This is a genomic window from Prevotella sp. C0026C3 (genome assembly GCF_056590795.1).
On record NZ_JBWPWW010000017.1, the window covers coordinates 25,513 to 46,006 of the forward strand.

At 42.8% G+C, this 20,494-nt stretch carries 17 protein-coding genes and 1 pseudogene; 3 read left to right on the plus strand and 15 right to left on the minus strand.

Annotated elements, in window-relative coordinates:
- Window positions 1-33: 33 nt before the first annotated feature.
- Window positions 34-2,136: an ATP-dependent DNA helicase RecG gene (gene recG, locus AC1EK4_RS09935; protein ID WP_480358112.1), complete on the plus strand. Its 2,103-nt coding sequence runs from the start codon at window positions 34-36 to the stop codon at window positions 2,134-2,136.
- 163 nt (window positions 2,137-2,299) lie between these two features.
- On the opposite strand, the gene AC1EK4_RS09940 is transcribed toward recG, so the two are convergent.
- Window positions 2,300-2,479: a hypothetical protein gene (locus AC1EK4_RS09940; RefSeq protein ID WP_062434489.1), complete on the minus strand. Its 180-nt coding sequence runs from the start codon at window positions 2,477-2,479 to the stop codon at window positions 2,300-2,302.
- 17 nt (window positions 2,480-2,496) lie between these two features.
- Complete coding sequence (locus tag AC1EK4_RS09945) at window positions 2,497-3,975, minus strand: hypothetical protein (protein ID WP_480358114.1); 1,479 nt, start codon at window positions 3,973-3,975, stop codon at window positions 2,497-2,499.
- A 510-nt stretch (window positions 3,976-4,485) separates the two neighbouring features.
- On the opposite strand from AC1EK4_RS09945, the gene AC1EK4_RS09950 reads away from it, so the two are divergent.
- Complete coding sequence (locus tag AC1EK4_RS09950) at window positions 4,486-5,433, plus strand: peptidoglycan DD-metalloendopeptidase family protein (RefSeq protein ID WP_036896640.1); 948 nt, start codon at window positions 4,486-4,488, stop codon at window positions 5,431-5,433.
- Window positions 5,434-5,570: 137 nt separating this feature from the next.
- On the opposite strand, the gene AC1EK4_RS09955 is transcribed toward AC1EK4_RS09950, so the two are convergent.
- The 4 genes and pseudogenes from AC1EK4_RS09955 to AC1EK4_RS09970 all read right to left on the minus strand — a co-directional run bounded on the left by AC1EK4_RS09955 (window position 5,571) and on the right by AC1EK4_RS09970 (window position 8,849).
- Window positions 5,571-5,858 (minus strand): hypothetical protein, encoded by a 288-nt coding sequence (locus AC1EK4_RS09955; protein WP_036896641.1) that lies wholly within the window; start codon window positions 5,856-5,858, stop codon window positions 5,571-5,573.
- Between the two features lie 101 nt (window positions 5,859-5,959).
- A pseudogene (locus AC1EK4_RS09960) lies at window positions 5,960-6,562 on the minus strand (KilA-N domain-containing protein).
- A gap of 209 nt (window positions 6,563-6,771) precedes the next feature.
- Window positions 6,772-7,578: a glycosyltransferase family 2 protein gene (locus tag AC1EK4_RS09965; RefSeq protein WP_480358115.1), complete on the minus strand. Its 807-nt coding sequence runs from the start codon at window positions 7,576-7,578 to the stop codon at window positions 6,772-6,774.
- A complete protein-coding gene (locus AC1EK4_RS09970) occupies window positions 7,575-8,849 on the minus strand; it encodes a glycosyltransferase family 4 protein (RefSeq protein WP_480358117.1) in 1,275 nt (424 codons plus the stop codon). The genes AC1EK4_RS09965 and AC1EK4_RS09970 overlap by 4 nt, the downstream gene beginning before the upstream one ends.
- A gap of 589 nt (window positions 8,850-9,438) precedes the next feature.
- Here AC1EK4_RS09970 and AC1EK4_RS09975 point away from each other — a divergent pair.
- Window positions 9,439-10,446, plus strand: a complete 1,008-nt coding sequence (locus AC1EK4_RS09975; protein WP_231725634.1) for a lactonase family protein — start codon at window positions 9,439-9,441, stop codon at window positions 10,444-10,446.
- 109 nt (window positions 10,447-10,555) lie between these two features.
- Here the strand turns inward: AC1EK4_RS09975 and ispF are convergent, their stop codons facing one another.
- The 9 genes from ispF to AC1EK4_RS10020 all read right to left on the minus strand — a co-directional run bounded on the left by ispF (window position 10,556) and on the right by AC1EK4_RS10020 (window position 20,480).
- Window positions 10,556-11,062, minus strand: coding sequence for a 2-C-methyl-D-erythritol 2,4-cyclodiphosphate synthase (gene ispF, locus AC1EK4_RS09980; RefSeq protein WP_480358118.1), 507 nt, complete (start codon window positions 11,060-11,062; stop codon window positions 10,556-10,558).
- A 26-nt stretch (window positions 11,063-11,088) separates the two neighbouring features.
- The gene (gene porV, locus AC1EK4_RS09985; protein WP_480358120.1) at window positions 11,089-12,255 is read right to left on the minus strand and encodes a type IX secretion system outer membrane channel protein PorV; all 1,167 of its coding nucleotides are present in this window, start codon (window positions 12,253-12,255) and stop codon (window positions 11,089-11,091) included.
- Between the two features lie 52 nt (window positions 12,256-12,307).
- The gene (gene porU, locus AC1EK4_RS09990) at window positions 12,308-15,880 is read right to left on the minus strand and encodes a type IX secretion system sortase PorU (protein WP_480358143.1); all 3,573 of its coding nucleotides are present in this window, start codon (window positions 15,878-15,880) and stop codon (window positions 12,308-12,310) included.
- 239 nt (window positions 15,881-16,119) lie between these two features.
- Window positions 16,120-16,737, minus strand: a complete 618-nt coding sequence (locus tag AC1EK4_RS09995; protein WP_480358121.1) for a fumarylacetoacetate hydrolase family protein — start codon at window positions 16,735-16,737, stop codon at window positions 16,120-16,122.
- Window positions 16,738-17,198: 461 nt separating this feature from the next.
- Window positions 17,199-17,798 (minus strand): DUF6633 family protein, encoded by a 600-nt coding sequence (locus tag AC1EK4_RS10000; RefSeq protein ID WP_480358123.1) that lies wholly within the window; start codon window positions 17,796-17,798, stop codon window positions 17,199-17,201.
- Window positions 17,799-18,427: 629 nt separating this feature from the next.
- Entirely contained in the window at window positions 18,428-18,772 is a 345-nt protein-coding gene (locus AC1EK4_RS10005) for a hypothetical protein (protein WP_480358124.1), read from the minus strand.
- 186 nt (window positions 18,773-18,958) lie between these two features.
- Window positions 18,959-19,246 carry a helix-turn-helix transcriptional regulator gene (locus AC1EK4_RS10010; RefSeq protein ID WP_480358126.1) on the minus strand — a complete coding sequence of 96 codons (288 nt, stop codon included), beginning with the start codon at window positions 19,244-19,246 and terminating at the stop codon, window positions 18,959-18,961.
- Window positions 19,247-19,375: 129 nt separating this feature from the next.
- A complete protein-coding gene (locus tag AC1EK4_RS10015; RefSeq protein WP_480358127.1) occupies window positions 19,376-20,098 on the minus strand; it encodes a hypothetical protein in 723 nt (240 codons plus the stop codon).
- Between the two features lie 82 nt (window positions 20,099-20,180).
- The gene (locus tag AC1EK4_RS10020) at window positions 20,181-20,480 is read right to left on the minus strand and encodes a hypothetical protein (protein WP_480358129.1); all 300 of its coding nucleotides are present in this window, start codon (window positions 20,478-20,480) and stop codon (window positions 20,181-20,183) included.
- Window positions 20,481-20,494 lie beyond the last annotated feature (14 nt).

The window sequence follows — 20,494 nt, forward strand, 5'->3', positions numbered from 1 at the left end:
GAGAGGAACAAGGGAGAGGTCGCATTAGGTGCTATGTATTCCATTCTATCACAAGATATCATGTATCTTCCAGGTGTTGGCCCCAAGAAGAAAGAGATGCTGAGCAAGGAACTCGGCATCACGACATGGTATGACCTATTGCAACACTACCCATATAAATATGTAGACCGTACACATATCTATCCTATCAACGAACTTAGCGGTACACTACCATTCGTCCAAATCAAAGGACGCATCCTTAGTTTTGACGAGTTCTCAATGGGAGGACGTAAGAAACGCGTGGTGGCCCACTTCTCCGACGGATGTGGTGTGGTTGATTTGGTATGGTTCAGAGGGGCACAATACATCTACAAGACGTATAAGATAGGTGTGGAGTACATCGTCTTCGGCAAGCCTACGGTGTATCAAGGACGCTACCAGTTCGCCCACCCAGAGATAGAACCGGCCGATAATCTGCAACTCGGACAGATGGGAATGCAACCGTATTACCACACTTCCGACAAGATGAAAGACCACGGGATGACATCGCGCAACATTGAAAAACTCACTCGTACGCTCATCGACAAGTTACCGGAAAGCAGTATTCCGGAGACCCTACCGCCTTTCATCACTGAATCACTCCATTTAATTCCGCGTGAAGAGGCTTTCCGCACCATCCATTATCCACAGAGTATAGATCGCTTACAACGCGCTCAAGTGCGCTTGAAATTTGAAGAACTCTTCTTCGTCCAACTCAACATTCTGCGCTATGCCAGCGACCATCGCCGTAAATATCGCGGTAACATCTTTGCCCATGTGGGTAAAGAGTTCAACGATTTCTACCATCACAACTTGCCATTTCCGCTTACCGGAGCGCAAAAACGCGTGATGCACGAGATTAGAGACGACATGAAGAGCGGGCGACAAATGAATCGTTTGTTACAAGGCGACGTGGGATCGGGCAAGACACTCGTCGCTCTGATGTCCATGCTCATTGCTATTGACAACGGATATCAAGCTTGTATCATGGCACCAACGGAAATTTTAGCCGAGCAACACTTGGCTACCATCCGCGAATTTCTGCACGGAATGGATATTCGTTGCGAGTTGTTGACAGGCGTGGTAAAAGGGAAGAAACGTCGCGAAGTGCTGGAAGGACTGAAAAACGGCGAGGTAAAAATACTCGCCGGAACACATGCCATCATCGAAGATACGGTGCAGTTTGCCCGATTAGGACTTGCTGTGGTCGACGAGCAACATCGTTTTGGCGTAGAGCAACGTGCGCGTTTATGGTCGAAAGCGGAAAATCCGCCTCATATTCTCGTGATGACAGCCACACCGATACCGCGTACTTTGGCCATGACAATATACGGTGATTTGGACGTAAGTGTAATAGATGAGTTGCCACCGGGGCGTAAACCCATCATGACCGTCCATAAATACGACACGCAAACGACAAGTCTGTACAACGGAATACGCCAACAGATACGACAAGGGCAACAGGCTTACATCGTATTTCCACTCATCAAAGAGAGCGAGAAAAGCGACCTAAAGAATCTGGAAGAGGGATATGAAACATTACGCGAGGTATTCCCGGAATTCAAACTGAGCAAGATTCATGGACAGATGAAGTCGAAAGAAAAGGAAGAAGAGATGGCTCGGTTTGTGAAAGGAGAGACACAGATACTCGTGGCAACCACTGTGATAGAGGTGGGTGTAAACGTTCCGAATGCCTCGGTAATGGTGATTCTCGACGCACAGCGCTTTGGTCTGTCGCAATTGCATCAATTGCGAGGACGCGTGGGACGCGGTGCTAAGCAGTCGTATTGCATTCTTGTGACCCACTACAAGCTGGCCGACGAGAGCCGAAAACGCATTGATATCATGTGTGGAACCAACGATGGTTTCGAAATAGCAGAGGCCGACCTGAAGCTACGTGGTCCCGGCGACTTGGAAGGAACACAACAGAGCGGTATAGCCTTCGACCTCAAGATTGCCGATATAGCTCGTGACGGGCAGATAGTACAACTCGCTCGCAATGAGGCACAGAAGATTATTGATGCCGACCCCGGCTGTCAGAGCCCTCAAAATGCCATCCTTTGGAATCGCCTAAAGGAGCTTCGACGCACTAATATCAATTGGGCAGCCATATCGTAGGGCCTCCATAGGGGCTTAAACAAGGGACTTCAGAATTAAAGTGGATTGGACGATAGAAAGTTCGCAAATCTTTCATTATCCTTAAACAACAAAGAGATGATGGCTTTAAGCCATCATCTCTTTTCATTATTTCTTTATTTAGGGTCTTCTAAAGAGAAGACTTTTACAAATCAGGATCTACTTCCGAATCGTCTCCACCAATGGTCGGGCCTGCCCAATGCAATCCGGTAGTTGTATCATCGATAATTACATTGTCTACTTTTCCTTTTGAGCCTTGCAGCAAATGCTGCTCTACGTATACAATGACTAAACGGAGTGTAGGACTTACATATTTCTTCTTCATTTCTAATACCTCCTCTTCTATCGTACAACTATTTTCTTTCCATTCACGATATACACACCCTTAGGTAACTGTTTCACAGCATTTGCATAGTCCGCAACCTTGCGTCCTTGCAAATCAAGTACACCGTTTGTATAAGGATTTGCCGTATCTCCGGTCTCCACTACAATGTCATCAATACCTGTCGTGAGGTCGTCGAAGCCGGAAAAAGGCATTAACTTGGCACCGGCAGCAGTAGTTAAATCACCCGCAGCATCTGCAAGATTTTCCAAATAAGCACGATATCCATTCAAGAGATAACCTCCTGTACGACGCGTAAACTGCCCATTGAGAATATAGCTATACTCCGGTAATTTCGTAGGACTATAGATACCCTTACTTTGGAAACCATCCATCTGTGCACTATAGAAAAACTCCGGCTGTATATGGCTCTCGAAACTGGCATTTGAGAACACTACTTGTTCAAGAACGACAGCAGACTTTAAGAAGTAAGGTACACCCGCCTCTATCATGTGATATACATGTTGACGAAGATGTAGCACATTCTGTTCTTCACCCGTCAAGTTTAGTTTTATTATCTTATCGAATGTACAGATAACAGCATTCTCACCGAATATCTTCTTGAACTCAGTCTCCTGTACGCTGAACGGCAAACAGATGGTAGTCCAATAGTCTTTCTTGAACTTACGCAACAAGGTCACCTCGGCATTCTCTATATCGCCCGGCGCCTTGTAAGCATCCTTACCTGAGAGCGTCACAGCATCAGCTTTTACACGTACACGATCCACACCACTCTCCGGAGTCCAGCCTTCCGGCACGAAAGCAAAGCCACAAAAGCCTAGCTTCGAACCTTTTTGGAACACATATACCATCAGGGTACCACTCTCACGTGGCTCAAATCGCAAGTAAGTACCACGTGCCGGAAGGTTTCCGGGCTTCGATTGCTGGCCGCTTTCCGTATAAGGTTGACTGAATTCATCGGTTGGATTCTGCGCTCCTTGCGACTGGTATCTGAAACCATCAAGCGGATATCCTACCAAATCTTCCTTTGAAGTCTTCCATTGATCGATGAGTTGGATAGTCTCAGAATCGCTCGTTTTGTTGTACGGCCCTACGCCGTCTTTCCATCCACCCATTGTCATTTCAATGTCGGTTTCGTGGTTTGCCGTGGTAAGACGTTCGCCAACAGCTAACACCTTGGCATCAGGCGTCACATAAACAGGAATATCCGACACATAGATATAGTATTGTGGAGCACGATATACACCCGGTACGTCAAACGAGTTCACACGTGCCGTAATCGTCACCGCTGCACTACTCACACTCCAGTCGTTATCATTCGGTGAACCTATACGGATTCGCATACCGAGCACCCCATTGATTTCAAAGCTCGTAGGGATGTCACCTACGCCCGTCATCACCAATTTACCCATTGTAGAATCCTCAGGCTTGTCGGCCTTAGTTATCTGATAGGCGAAGTGACCACTAGAATCCAACATGTTAATTGTATATTATTGCTTTTCTAGAGTAGAAAAGATGTGATATAGAACATCAGTCCTTGTTCTGTATTCCAGATCGCTTGAAAATCCATTGGGATTCCTATTGAGTTACTGCAAGATGTTCGCAGTCTTGCTGACCGGCCTATGCAACAATACTGAAACGTCTATGCAGCAATACTGCCAAATCTTTGCAGCAAGGTGAATTGACATGCTGACGTATGGCTAAGTCAACGAGATTGGGATATATAAATGGTTGAGTTTCAAAATAGAAAAAAGCAGTTGACACCCCTATTCATCTTGTCCAAATCCACCCTCTTACATCTATCAACAATTGAAACTTTTTGTGTTAAAAAGCCTATAAAATTCGTTAATACGGAAATATTTTCTTCATTTTTTTACTATCTTTGCGAAGTCCGTTGACAATCTGATGAACTTTTTGTATGGTTCATCGCCTCTCTTATCGCGGTTTTGTGTTGTATCCGCGATACTATTTAAACCTATGAATTAACAATGAAATTGATTACAAATAGTAAAAGAATTACAATTGCCGCATTATTCGTATTAGCCTGCATTCCCGCAATGGCTCAAGACCTATTGGCGCGTCAAGCTCCCATAGACCGAAAGATGCGTACAGTCGATACAGTAGCTTTAAAGAGTATCATCCAACGCGAACAAATGGAGTCGCCGGCTGCCGAACTTTATAGCGAGTGGGATAACAAATATGCCCACAGAGCCACCGAACTGCCCGATTCATTCCGTATCAGCCTCCGCCATTTCTGTATGCCAACGCCTAGTCGTGTCGTGACTAGTAACTTCGGATTACGTTGGGGACGTCAGCATAAAGGATTGGACATCAAAGTGTATATCGGCGATACCATCCGGTCGGCATTCAGTGGAAAAGTGCGCATCGTGAATTACGAAGGACGTGGCTACGGCAAGTATATTGTCATTCGCCACCCGAACGGACTGGAAACCATCTATGGACACCTTTCCAAGCAACTGGTAGAAGAGAACCAAGTGGTTCGTGCCGGAGAGGTTATCGGCCTTGGTGGAAACACCGGTCGAAGCACAGGCTCACACTTACACTTTGAGACTCGGCTCTGCGGTGTAGCTCTTAATCCGGCTCTACTCTTCGACTTCCGCAACCAAGACGTTACAGGAGACTACTTTATATTCAAGAAAAGTAGCTACGAAAGGGAATCGGCCGAAGCCACACGCCTACGTGGAAAGATTGGCAATGGTCGTTATGACCGTGCCGATGTCAAAGGAAGTAACAACGATGATAACGCTAGTAAAGATAATAGTATCGCACAGTTGAGTTACTATAAGGTGAAGTCAGGCGACACACTCTTCTCTATTTCGCGCCAGCGCGGAGTATCTATAGAGACATTGTGTAAGCTTAATCGCATTAGCAAGAATGCCTCTCTACGCCTCGGACAGATTATCCGATTCTCATAACGATAACATTTCTAATAACTATGATAAGAAGTGGGATGTACCGTTGAGGTGCATCCCACTATTCATTTTAGGCCACAGGACAAAAAAAACTCCCCACCCGAAAGTGAGGAGCTGTCCGTTATGCGTTGTACTTCAAATTACTTCTTATCGCACCTTGCTGTTGTATCACATTGCATCTTTTTGCCATTGCACTTCTTGGTGGTCTTAGCTTCAGAAGAACAGCACTTCTTCATGTCGCCCTTCTTACAAGAAGCAGCATTAGCATCCTTGCCACATTGTGCGGTTTTCTTGTCACAACACTTGGCATCTTTCTTTGCACAACATTCTGTTTTTACCGGCTTCTTATCAGTTTTTTGACCTTGTTGTGCACTAACAAAACCTATTGTGGCAACCATCATGGCTGCACCTACTAAAAATCTTTTCATAATCTACAATCTTTTTATGTTTAAAACGATTGCAAATATACGCATTCTTTTGATGTCACCAAGCGATTAAAAACTTATTATATATTTCTTATTGTTTTTTATCAGTAACATGTGCGGAATAGGGCCTCGACACTGCAGTGAAGCAAAGAGCCGGCGTTTTGAACAAAAGGCTGCTTATAACCAGAGAAATTAAGCCGTGGTATAATGACATTCTTTATAGCATCAGTATGTAAGATGTAGTTTGTCTTTGACAGCAAACGTTTTACATTCCACTCTAAAGCTAAAGGATTAGTTTCATTCTCTTTCAGACGTTGATACTCTTGAACTATGTACAATTGAAAAGTAGGACTTAACCACATACCAAAACTAAAGGCAATATCCCGATGTGCAAAAGTTCCTCCATATCTTCCTGATTTGGATACAATACCAATAGCATGAGTTGATTCAACCCATTTCTACGGTGACATTGTGAATGAATTATAACCAGCTTCACGTTTAAACCTATCGAATTCGGTAGGTTTAAAATTTATATTATGTAGTGTCTCCCATACACCTAGATACTCTATCGTATTCAAGTTACGCATCCAATGCCCTATCACGGCAAAAGGATCATTGTCGCGAAACCTTGCCATATCTGTCAAACTGATATAATCTTTATCACCCTCTCCTAATATAACGGATATTTCAGTGTCTTGTACATGCAATTTTCTAGTATTTTCATCTTTATATTCTCAATTACAAACGTTAATCTTATACAGTTAGGCAAAAAAGCAGCTATCCTTTCGGACTAACTGATTGACCATGATTTACTCTTTAACTGGTGAATGCAATTCACCCCTACAGATAAAAAAGAAGCAACTATCATTTCCTCATCTTGTATTCCCCTCACCTTGGGAGAGGGCTGGGGTGAGGTTTATCTATCACTTCTTTTCTTAGAAGAGTCCCGAAGAGAGGTCACGACAGCCCTCACTACAAACCAAGTATGCATGAAATAAGTAGTGAGCAAACCATAATGATGGCACATAATCAGGAAACGTTCGCGTAAAGAAGCCCGATGATTCTTGATGCTCATACCACCCTCAAGGTAGTTGACCACCACCATGTGGAGATTGCGAAGACTTAATCCACGCCCTTCGGCATCCTTCATGATGCGAATACACCAATCCACATCGGCCGATAATCGATAATCCAAGTTATAAAGATTGCAACGAGCAATATCAGTACGAGCATAAAAAGCTTGATGACAGACCAACATTCCTTGTCGGAACGAGCGCCACGTGAGATGTTCAGGTGGTGATAGACGACGGCGATAAAGGAACGTCCCCTCATCATTCACCACATCGGTATCGCCATACAGCACACCCGGCAACTCCTCATCCTCACCTACCTGACCGGCTACTAATTCCAATGTATCGGGCGTAGGAAACACATCGCCGGCATTTAAGAAGATGAGATAATCGCCCGTAGCCTCAAAAATACCTTTATTCATCGCATCATACAGACCGCGGTCGGGCTCAGATTTCAGCACCACCCGATGCATTCCTGTCTCCTCGTTAGCCTCCATATAACTCCGGGCGATAGCCAACGTCCCATCTTTAGAAGCTCCATCGATGATGAGATGTTCTACTTCGCCATACGATTGATGCAATACACTATCTACAGTTCGTTGCAACTCGTGTTCAGCACAGTAAGTACACGTGACGATGGTAAATGTTATCATATTCCATAATGTTTAGAGGCCAACGCCTGTTCATACTCATCTGAGTACTTCATAGCTACACTGCGCTGAGAATAATTACGCAATACATGCCCCACAGCTTGCTTGCTTAATAGTTCTCTGTCACTCTTAACAAGCACCCAAAAGATGCCTTTAGCCAAATCTGCAGTATTCTTATATTGCGCCACATAGCCGTTCTGTAGGTGAGTAATTTCTTCCGGAATACCACCGACATTGAATCCTACACATGGTACTCCACAGGCCATGGCTTCCATGATGGTGTTGGGCAGATTGTCTTCGAGCGAAGGAAGCACAAAAATATCAGCAGAATTATACACATCAACGATACGCTGCTCATCGTTCACATAACCCAACGAATAAGTAGTCAGAGCCAAACGATCAGCTACTTCTTCGGAATGCCCACCCAAGATGACTACCCCGGTATTGTCTTTCATTTCAGGATGCTGCTGAACAAGCATATCAATGGCATCGATAAAATAGTCCATACCCTTGCGTACATCGGTTACTCGCTGCGACACAAACAGTATCAATCGTTTGTCTAGTGGTAATTCTAACCGCTTTCGAGCTTCCTGTTTATCTTTCATACAGAACACACGCGTATCAATGGGATTGGGAATCGAGGTGACACGCAAGCCATTCAACAGCGCACTCTGCTTGGCTTGTTGCTCCAACCAACGGCTACATGTAACAAAAGTGATATTGGATTTCGCATAAACAGCTTGTTTATAACGCCACACACGAGCCGATAAATCATTCGTAGAGCCAGCACCTGGCAACAGCCGACAGTTGTGGCAACGAGTTCGGAACGATGGACAACCCTGCGCATAGTGACAGATAGCCGTAGCCGGCCAAAGGTCGTGGAGTGTCCAAACAATCGGTTTACCGCTCTCAACTATCTTCCGGATATTCTTGATAGACAGCATTCCTTGGTTAATCCACGACAAATGAATGACATCGGCTTCGCGAAATTCGGGCAATTGAGTGATGTCATTACCGGCGTTGGCAATGTCTATCTCGAATAAATGCTTACGAGAGAAATGCGTATTCCAAAAGATAACCCACCGCTCCCAAAGGAAATTCCAACGATTCAACAATCCCTTTGTCAACTTCACAACGGTGATATCATCGGTCGTTTTGTCGCGAACAAGCATCTTAGCCTTTACACCATTGTTGTTCAAAGCATCTTTCAACCGATTGGCAGCAACTGCTGCCCCCCCTGTATTCTCACTTGTATTGACTATCAGCACGCGCATGATGTTCTCTTTTTATACGCAAAGATAAAAGAATTTTCTTACACTTGTCGGTTAATAAGAGAAAAAGATACACCATTACCGCCCTATGACAACCATCATACAACAACTACAGAACATGCCTATTACACAGATTTTACCCATTGTGCGCGAACACATGTGTTGATATAAATCAAGAAAAAGACGGTAATTCGGTCAAAGTTGATAGAAATTGTTGCCGCACACAAAAACTCGATGTATCTTTGCAACGTCAAAAGGTTAATAGATTGTTTAGGTTAGTAGTAATAAAATAGATTTAGGTTTTTAGTTATTAGGTTTTTAAAGGTAAATTGATAGATTGTTTAACGGGTAATGATGGAGGCCGTGAGGTTTTCATTTATTCAGAAAAAGGTTTTAGTTAAACATAAGAAAACGCCGAAGTTTGTGAATAAGCTCCGGCGTTTTCTATTATTTTTCTCCTTAAATGTATTATTACCACACAAAAGGATTATCTTTGTAGAGATAATTTTGTCTACTTATGAAAAAGAAAACTATTCTCTTAACATGTCTTCTCATCGTGCTGGGACTTGCAAAAAGTCCAGCAAAAAAACTGATGATGATCGTTGGAACCTATACCAACGGAACCAGTGAAGGAATCTATACCTTTCATTTCGACGATAAAACAGGAGTAGCAACTCCCCTATATACACTCGCTATTGATAACCCGTCATTCGTCAAACTAAGTCAACAGAAAGGATTATTGTATGCTGTTTCAGAAAAATCGGATGCTACTGCTTCTATCAATGCCATCAAATTAGACATGAAAACCGGTGAAATGGTATTGCTCAACAGTCAACCGACCAACGGTGAAGACCCATGCCACATAGAGACAAATGGCAAAGTGGTGATGACAGCCAACTATACCGGTGGCTCGCTGAGTGTATTCCCAATGAATGATGATGGCACCTTGAAGCCAATGTCACAGCAGTTTAAGGGTAGCACCGCTTCATCTGATTTTCCTAACCAAGCTACGGCTCACGTACATTGTAGCAAACTTTCGCCTGACGGGAAAACAGTATTGGCCTCTAACTTCAGTGCCAACGAATTACTAAGATTCCGTGTTTTAGGCGATGGAAGTCTGCAAAAAATGGGCGTAGCCGGCACATTAACACGTAATTCCGGACCTCGCCACATCATCTATTCTGACAGAGCGGTCTATGTAATGAGCGAAATTTCGGGTGCAATAACGGTATTCCAGCGTGGCCGAGAAGAGATGAAACGACTCCAAGAGATTCAAAGCGACTCGGTAAATGGGCATGGCGGTGCTGACATTCACCTCTCCCCCGACGGCAAATTCCTATATGCCAGCAATCGTTTGAAGGCTGATGGCATCTCTATCTTTGCAGTGAACAAACTAGATGGAACACTTACGAAGATTGGATACCAAGATACCGGCATCCATCCTCGCAACTTTAACATCACTCCTAACGGTCGTTTCTTGCTATGTGCATGTCGAGATAGTAATAAAATTCAAGTATTTAGTATTGACAAGAAAACCGGTATGCTGACTGATACCCAACAAGATATCATGGTAGACAAGGCTGTCTGCATAGAATTCTAAGAGACAAATACCCAAAAACAATAAAAGTTAATAGGTAAGAGTAGTGGTAATATATAATTTATACCCACAATCTCTTACCTATTACCTTTTAACTATGATTCCTTATTTCTCAACTCTTAACAATCATACAAACGGCATAAGCCGCCATACCCTCCTCTCTTCCGGCAAACCCCATCTTCTCTGATGTCGTCGCTTTGATAGAAATCTGGTCTTCATCGCAGTCCATCACTTCAGCCAAACATTGTTTCATAGCCGGAATGTGAGGATTTATCTTGGGACGTTCTGCTACGATGGTCGCATCAATATTACCCAATACATATCCTTTAGAGGCTATCAATTCGATTGTTTTACGCAGTAACATCTTACTATCTATATCGAGTGTGGAAGCAGCTGTGTCCGGGAAGTGATACCCAATATCACGCATATTAGCAGCACCAAGCAATGCATCGCAAATAGCATGAATGAGTACATCGGCATCACTGTGCCCTAGAAGCCCCATCTCATGGTCTATCTTGATGCCACCCAACCACAAATCACGCCCTTCCACCAATCGGTGTACATCGTAACCATAACCTACACGGGGAAAGAATCTCTCCATTTCATTTACTTTTTTCATAAAAGTGGTTTGATTAATCTCTTTATCTATCTCTTAAACAAATCCTTGATTCCGTCCATATCAAATGCCAAAGAAATGCGCAATGTCTGATCAAGGGGATTACTCTTTGCTGTTGCAATAACGTAACCAGCATCAAGTGAGAAAACATTCATTTTGAATCCGGCACCCACCGTGAAATATTTCAGGTTGCCTTTGCTTTCATTCTGATGATGATAACCGGCACGAAGCGTAAACTTATCATTATAAGTATATTCGCCACCAACGCTCCATTGAATCTCTTTCAACTCTTCACTGAATCCTCCGGGAGCATCGCCAAAACTTTTAAAGATGCCACTGATGCTTGATACATCATAATAATCCTTTTGCAAACGACTCTCATAATCGACAGTCTCTTCCCCCTCTTTCTGCTTAGGAATCGTGGGAACAAGCAATTTATTGGCATCTATTGAAACCGAGAATTTATTATATTGGTCGATTGGCACGAGTAGTGAGGCTCCCAATCTCAAGTTGGTAGGAATGAACTCATTATAGGTTCCACCCATATTAATCTTACTACCGATATTCGAGATATTCAATCCCACGCCCAATTGACTTTCCCTGCTGCCAAGCATCAAGTAAGTCTGGTAGTACGCCGACAAATCTGCGGCAAAGGCACTACCGGGAGAGGTATGTTCATTATAGTCGTAAGTGAGGTCTGAATAAATCCAACGAACCGCAGCACCAATAGAAAATTTCTCGCTCAACATCAATGAATAAGCCACATCTACCGACATCTCATAAGGGCGAATGGTCAATGCTGCATCATTCGTTGTGACTTCTCCAAGCGAGAAATAACGCAACGAGCCAGACACGGCACTATGTTCTCCGATACGTCCATAACCTACAAGATAGGCCAAATCAATATCGTTAACCAATTTACGAAGCCACGGAGTATAGTTCAAAGCCACTCCGGCACGCGAAATAGTAAAAGGATACTTAGCCGGATTCCAATACTGTGAGTACACATCGGGATCGGTAGCAGCACCCACATCACCCATACCACCGGCACGAGCATCGGGTGCTATCGTCTGAGAAGTGACGGCCGTATAGACCGGATTAAAAATAGTTGTCTTGTCATCGCCTGCCTTTGCCGTTTGAGGAACTAACAGCAAAAGCGACAAACAAGCCATGAGGATATACTTATAGCTATTCATTTTGTTTCTTATCATTTCATAAATTTACTTGAAAGATAAACGGACAGCAGGCTTAATTATTGCCTACAACGATGAGTTTCTTGGCCTTTGAGCTCGTAACACCGCCATCAGAACCCAGCGTGGCACGGAATAGATAGACACCGGTTTGCAAGCGTGTTCCGGCAGCCGTGGTCAAATCCCAATTCAAGGTATATGCACCTTGGGGGGTAATCCCCTTTTCCAAATTTCTCCAAAGGATACGACCGGACAAGTCGTATACCTCTATCGTGACATCGATATTACTTCCTGCACGGTCGTGATTGACGATAAAGGTGGTCGTAGACGATGCCGGATTCTTATTAACAGACACATCAAAGATATTAGGATTGAGTCCTTCTACCACATTAAACGTCAATGTAGACACCGAAGAGTTATTCAAAGTATCCCATGCACGGAACGTCAAAGTATGCTTTCCGGGCGATAAAGTTGGAATATTATAGTAGGTAGAGCCTTTGGTAAAACTTCCAAAGTCGTATGAGAAATTATTATTCAACACATACGTCTTACTCATATCATCATCAATCACAAGTTCCAAATCATGTCCAATACCGTTACCAGTGACGTTGATACCATCTTTATCCGTGATTTCTGCCACAAAATAAGGCGTGGAATTCACTTTTCCACCATTTGAGAACGACGATGTATTCAGATAACAATAAATAGACGGTCCAACAGAATCTGTCTTTGCAACGGCCGAACCTCCCACCTTGAACGAATTATTGTAACCATGTGCCAAACTAGACTTGGCATTACTGATGGCAAAGAGATTAATCAATCCACTCTCATTACTATAATTAATATCTTTAGGTACAGCGAATGAGAAACTAAACTTACCATTCTTCACACTATCGGTACCGTTGAATAAGGTCTTAGTACGGTCGTAATAAGTAAATGCTTCATCTGCTTCCGATTCATCATTTCGCTTGCACGTGATGAGTTCTTCCGAATCCCGGACGGTTGCTGTCAATGTTCCAGTAAAGTCAGGAGCATTCTCTATATGTCCGGTTATCTTCACCGTACTGCCCGCTTTCAACATGAGAGCATTGTCTGAAGATGCAGCCACACCATTAATAGCATCTATTTTAGCCGTGAACGAAGGTTGGTGAAGTACCAAAGCAGGGTCACCCAACAAAGAATATTGAAGTTTATTGGTCGTCAAATCTTGGCCCGACGTAATCAAGTAGTTCTTAGCCAGTCGCTGAGCTTCGCCAATAGAAACAGGCTTACCATCTTGTTTACCAAGCACGTATCTAAGATAAGCCATGTTAATACGTTTGTTATATTGAGCATACACTGTCCGCGTAGTACCAAAGAAAGCCACTGCCCCACCATTAGGATTTAAGATCGTTGCTTCACCTATATTCTCTGTAACTCCATCAAAAGGCATAATATTGCACGAGGCCGTAATCCATAATGGTAGATTCTTATTCGTGAAAGAGGCAAAGTCGGTCAACCTTAATACCGACTCATGAGAAATTAATGTCTCAGAGCCATGTCCGGCGTAGTCCATTATCAAGGCTCCGGCAGCCTGTTGCTGCTTGATGAGCTTGGTAGCTTCGGGATAAGTATTACCTATAGAAGAAGTTTCTCGTGTGTAAGCATCCCATAGCACCTTCCTAACCAAGTAGCCAGGATGGTTTGTTCTTACCCAATCGGCTGCATCGTTGGCATCGTCCATGTGCAGATTCTGATTGCCGTCATCGCCCATAAACATCAGCGTATTAAGCCACGAGCCACCATTTTTATTCTCCATATAGTTGATGGTCTTATCTACCATCACCTTAGCTTCAGCCGCAGTCGTTACCGGAAATCGGCCAACAGCTACATCTTGCTGGTCATGCTCCTTAAGATTGCCACCCTCATCCTCATCAAGCAATGTCACGAAACCGTCGTCCACGTAGCACGTAATCTCATTGAACGAGTTCTCACTTTCATAACAAAGCAAGTAATCATCGGCTTTCAGATTTCTACATTCAGGCGTAAGCATACGGTTGTCCCACACGCAATCACCAAAAAGCAAGAGATAACGTGGGGCGTCTTTTGACGTCTTAGCCCGGTCATAAAGCATCTTTAAATAGCGACGATAAGCATTGACATCAGGTGTACCACTCGAAAACTCATTATAAAGTTCATTTGCCGGTACGATACGTACACGCAATCCATCATGCAATTCATGGAATGTTTTAAGCCTTTCGGCTTGTGCCTTCAGTTTCTTTGAAGCAGGAATGATCATCACCATATCGTATTGCTCATCGGCATGGAGATTCTGATTGGCAACTTTACCAACATATTCGGGCACCTTAAAAGTCTGAGAAGCCAAACGCGGAGCAGGCTTCGGAGCAGCCCAAGCCATTGAGACATAATCTAAACGAACCGGACCACCCGACAAGGTTGTTATAGAGATAACGTCTTTTCCAGTAAGAGAGTTCAGCACATAGGTTCCCGCTGCTTCACTACCTTTATCATAATCCACCAACGAGACGTTGATAATACCTTTTACTTGTTCATTGACTGCTATCTGAACTTGGCTTCTTATACCTGCCGAAACATTCACAGATAATGTACCATAAGCACTATTAGCCTCATTTTTCAACACCAATTTCTTAGTACTTCCAACAGGTATTGCTTCCGTATCAAAAAGGTTCCGACCACCATGATACCATGAATAACCATCTACCTCGTAAAGACTGTGATAGTCATCAGTCGAGGGATAGAAGCTTTGGAGAAATGCCGTTGAATCTTTTGTTGCCGTTACAGCATCAGTCTGGGTTATAAAATAATAGCCGTAAGAGGAATAAGGATTACGCGTCCTACGCGTAGCATCTTTTCTACTCCACGTGACCGGACCAACGGCATGGAAGAGTCGACGGCCTCCAACAATTGTAAGAGGCACCTCATGCAAATCGTCTGTTTGGCGAATATAGCCGGTCTTAATAGCTTCCGGTTGCAAAGCTCCGCCATATCCATACACTTTCACCTTGCTTATATCTGTAAATCCAGCTCTCCTGATAAGCGCATCCGTCAACTCATACACGCCTGTTTCCGCTACACGAATCTTTGCCCAAGTACCTGTAGAGAGCACAGAGGAAGCTGTATAGGCAGGAAATTGCGGAGCACGCATAACCATCCGGCTGCTTTGCTTAGCTGTAGAAACTCGTTTCGACTCTACCCTTAGCATAAAGCTGACAAGCACTTGATAGCGATTATCACGATAGACAAGGGGCAAGAAGTTCACGATAAGTTCCCCATTTTTCCGATTCACACTGATATGTTGCTCTATCACAGGACTGGCAGGTAATGCCATATCTGATATTTTCTTATATTGAGCAATATCCGTAGACGTCATATTCATGTATTCAGGATAGAGGATACTCACCTGATAAGTAGAATCGGCGTAATCTGTTCCAATAGGAATGGTAAACGAGAAGCGTGGTAATACCGAGTCTATCTTCACTTGTTCATAGATAAGATTGAAGAAACGGCTAGCCGAAAAAAGTGGGAGCGAGCATAAAAAAAAGAGCAATACAGCCCCTACCCTCCTAACAAAGGGTAAGTGTTTTCTCCTTATATATATATATAGCTTCATCACGTTTCTTTATTTTATGTATCAAGCAGAACCATCGACTAGTCCATCGGTTTTGCCATGAGACGGTAGACCTACCGTCTCTACAGTTGTAACGCCACACCAATCCTCTCCAAAAGGGGAGGATGAAAGAGATAAACTCACAGACCTAGAATGCAATTAGCCCCTACGAGTAGTAAAGAAGCAACCATCATTCCCTTATCCTGCACTCCCTCCCCTTGGGAGAGAGTTGGGGAGAAGTATCACTTACATCTCAAATCCAGCACCTTACGCTCTTCCAAATAACCTTCGAGATGGTCGTTGATTTGCACCGGTCCCACCCCTACAGGCGTACCGGTATACAACAAGTCACCTGTTTTGAGCGTAAAGTATCGGCTAATATACGAAATAAGCTCGTCTATCTTAAATAGCATATCTCCGGCATATCCTTCTTGAACAGTACCACCATTAATATCGAGATGGAAACGAAGCTGTTGTGGGTCTAGAAACTTATCTTTCTCCACCCACTCACCTAGGGCTGCCGAGCCATCAAAACCTTTGCATATATCCCAAGGTTGGCTGGCATCACGCAACTTCTTTTGCATTTCACGAGCCGTAAAGTCGATACCTACCGTCACCGCATCGTAGTAACGGTGCGCAAAACGCTGAGATATATTCTTACCCAACTTGCATATTCTCACTACCAACTCGGCCTCATAGTCGATACGCCCCATGAAATCGGGAATGAAAAATGGCTTCCCGTTTTTCAGCAAAGCAGAATCGGCCTTGGTAAAAATAACCGGTGTCTCCGGTTTATACAACGTTCCATCAAGTTCTTTATTGTGTAGGCCATAATTCATGCCCACGGCAAATATCTTCATCTTTCGATAACTATTTATAAATCAAAAGGAAAGCAAGGGTATTACTAAAGTCTGGTAACAAATTAGTAACAAAATGCACTTTTTATAGGTGCTTACCCTGCTTTCTGCTACAAAGATAGAATTTATTTTGGGAATAAATAAAAACGAGGATAATAAACCAATCTCCAAAAGGACATATTACCACATTCCATCTTGGTTCGTGTTATTCTTTCCAACTCCTTTTTGGTTGTTAATTTAGTAAAAAAACTGCTCTTCTTGCAGCATCATTTCAAAACCTTTATTCCTTTCGTCTCCGTGCTTCATCCGTGCTTTGTTTTCACAATCCCATCTTTCTTGCTTCATTCCAATCGTCAGGACACAATAAAGGCAGGAACATTTTAGCCCCTGCCTCTCTATTTATAATTCTAACGGCTTTTTATTACGCTTATAAGTATTCTATTATCTCGTGCATTTTTAACGCCTTAAATCGCTTTATTTTGCATTTTATCTTTTCTTGCTAAATATTCTTGGTAGCTTATAGCATTCTTTCTTTCCGATGCCCTTTTCTTTTCTCTCTCTTCCTGCTCCAGCCTTTCAATGATTACGTTTCGCTCAACCACAAAGGAACGTAGCGCCCTTAGTATGCGTACAGCATCAACGCACCCGTACATTTCCCCGTAGTCCCCGTATTTCAATCTCTGAAAGAATAGCATCAGTTCGGACAATTTAAAGAAGTAATACCGCCCTAATATCATCCTCGACAACTCACAGACCACATCGTACGTAGCCTTGTTCTCTTCCTTCACTCCGACAAAGTTCTGATAGTCGTTCAGCTCAATTGTAAGCCAGTCCGCAGCCACCTGCTCGCCATAGGCTCTATTAACCTCTGCCAGAGTGGGGGCGCTTCCACTTACACACCTCTCTGGATGCGCAAAGCATTTATACTGCAAAGAAGGGTTGAACTTTTCCAGTAGCTCTACCGCCTCCCTATCACTCTTTTTTATAGTGCGACATAACGTAGTCGATGACCTCCCTATTTCGTGCCTCTCTCTTTGAACTATTTGTGTTATTGACTCTATCATATTCTTTGCCCTTTCCATTTGTCAGCCACCGATTAACCATACTATCGATGCGCCTTATCTTTTGCCCTCCAGTGGTTACCCACCCTTGGGCATCATAGTAATAATAAAAGTTCTTCGCCTCTTCCTCACTCATACCCTTATCGGTGCATATCTTTACAACCTCTTCCAGTGTAGGGGATGTCTCTTCAACCTTACTCGGTATAGATTTCTTATTTGTTGTGGGTACTTTCTTATCATTCTTTGATAATTCTGGTTTAGTCTTTTCTTTTCTTATTATATTACTACTACCCGAACTACTACCCGAACTACTGGAATTTTTCCAGTAGTCTAGGCATAATGAATACAAAGATTTTTGCCGTTTGGCGTTTCCTGGCGTAAAGGTTATCAACCCTGCATCCATAAGGCGTTTTCGAGAACTTATCAGAGTTTTATCTGATATTTGGATTAGGATCTTTATTTGTCGATTGGAGCAAGCAAATTGCCTCTTCCAACCAACTTGATTGCAGAAATGATGTAAGGCAAAGAAAAGAGCCATATCTGACGTTCCAAATGAATATTCTATATTTACCTTCCAAAACCGGTTAATCAGTTCTATGAATGGCGAACTATTTTTCCCCTCTGCCATAGCCTCAACTTTTTATCCAATATCTCTTGAACCTTTTCCCATTAGCTTTGCACCATTCATCAAAGACCACTACACCTTTTTTTCTTAGCTCTCGTATTACAGCTCTTGGATCTGCTACCCGGATTCTATCAGTAATATCTACTGTACTATGCTTGTTACCATCGGATAAAAGCCTATAAAGCCTTTCTGTCTGCTCTTTCGGATTTCTGCCTATAATAACACCATTACGAGGTACTTCAACCGTTGAGGCTTGTTTTATAATACTCTCTCTCTCTTCTCGTATCTGTCTATCTCTTGGAGAATAACCCGGTATGTAGCCATCATTCTCAAATAAATCTTTATTTTCCATAGTCTGGCTCCTTCTTAATTTGATTAAACAACTCCACAACATCATAATACGATACCCCACTATTCTGACAAATTAGACGAAGTTCATTAGGTGCTGGAATTTCTTTTCGGGTTTGCACTATTAACCACACAACCTTAAACAATCTACCAACTCTTGTAGCTGCTGCATTTTCCAAGTCCTTAATAATCATTTGGTAGCCTCCTTTCTTGCCGTATAGCCTGCTGCATACTCTTCTGCTTCACTGTTAGCGCCTACTCGATTACGCTTCATCCATTTTTCAACCTCCGTCTTATCAAAATACAGAAGTCTGGAATTAGGCTTGTAATGGGGAATTTCGTTGGCACTGGTCAATTTATATAAATGCGACCTACTAAGACCAGTAAGCGTAGCCACATCATCAATGGATAACACCTGCTTCGCAGCCAATAGGCTGTTACGCTGTATCTCCTTCAAAATAAAAATAATTTCGTTCATTGTTTCTGATTTTTACAGCCTCTGGGGGTGCGCACCTTCCTTCGGTATTATTATGCTGCAAAGTTCAGAATTTATGAAAGAATAAAAGATAAAGTAGCACTACAAGAATGCTACCTTATCACTACCAAATTACTTGCCTATATCTTTAATATTCTTGATAAAGTCCTTTATACGTGGTGTATATAAATCTCTATTATAATGCTGCAAATTAACTGCCTTTACTTTGGGATTTGTCTTAGACGGTAACAACCAGAAGTTCTGAAATAGCTTCCAAATATATTTGACCTTGTGACTTTGGTTAATATACCATATCATCGCTGCAAGTTCATTCCGATTTACATTTTCCTCTAATGGCTGATAATTCTCATCCACTAATCCAGCCTCGATAGCTACATTCAAATAAGGCTTGATAGATAATAGACCTTCAGGTAGTTGCCGAATAGTCTTTTCCGAAATTATATCCTGATGATTAACTTTTGCCACAGCAAATTGCTTATTCTCTGCCCATCTCATCACCCAGATTAAACGCTGTGGCGTTAGCTTCAAAACTTTATCGTTACTTTCCTCTGCTTTAGCCTTAATCTGTTCTGCTATCATAATTGCCGTATCTCGGTCAATATTGGGGTATCGGTTATCAAGTATTAGGCAAACATCATCAAACGTTCCAGAGTGCCCGTAAAGTTTACGTATAGTCAATTCTACTGCAAATGCACCTCCATACTCCAGCAAATAACGCTCTTCCATTTCCTCTTCAGCCTCCCAGTAATCTTCCTCCGTTACCCACCTAATGATTGATACTTCGTTTTTATCGTTCTGATTTCCCAAATGCGTTAGTTCGATAACATCTTCCATTCTGACACCAACTATTTACCCAATAGAAAGAAAAATGAAAGCCTCATCTTTATGTTGTGATGAGGCTTTCAGCATCATTTCACTATAAAAATACAACATCCTGCGATAATACCCCCGTAGTATCAACAGAACAGCGCACACACTCTGCAACATCATCTACCAGCATATTACGCAAACTTCCGAATATATTTTCGTACTTCTTCATCATATCTGCAGAATAAGTACCCTCTTCGTCTGTAGGTTCTCCATAGACCAGATGGCAGGCTGTACGTAAATCCTCTTGCAGTCTGTCCAGATGTTCAACACAATCTAAGAATTTACCCGTAGCATCACCTACTACATAATGACCTAAAGGTGCATTGTTTTTTACATTCGTTCCCATAACTATATTATTTT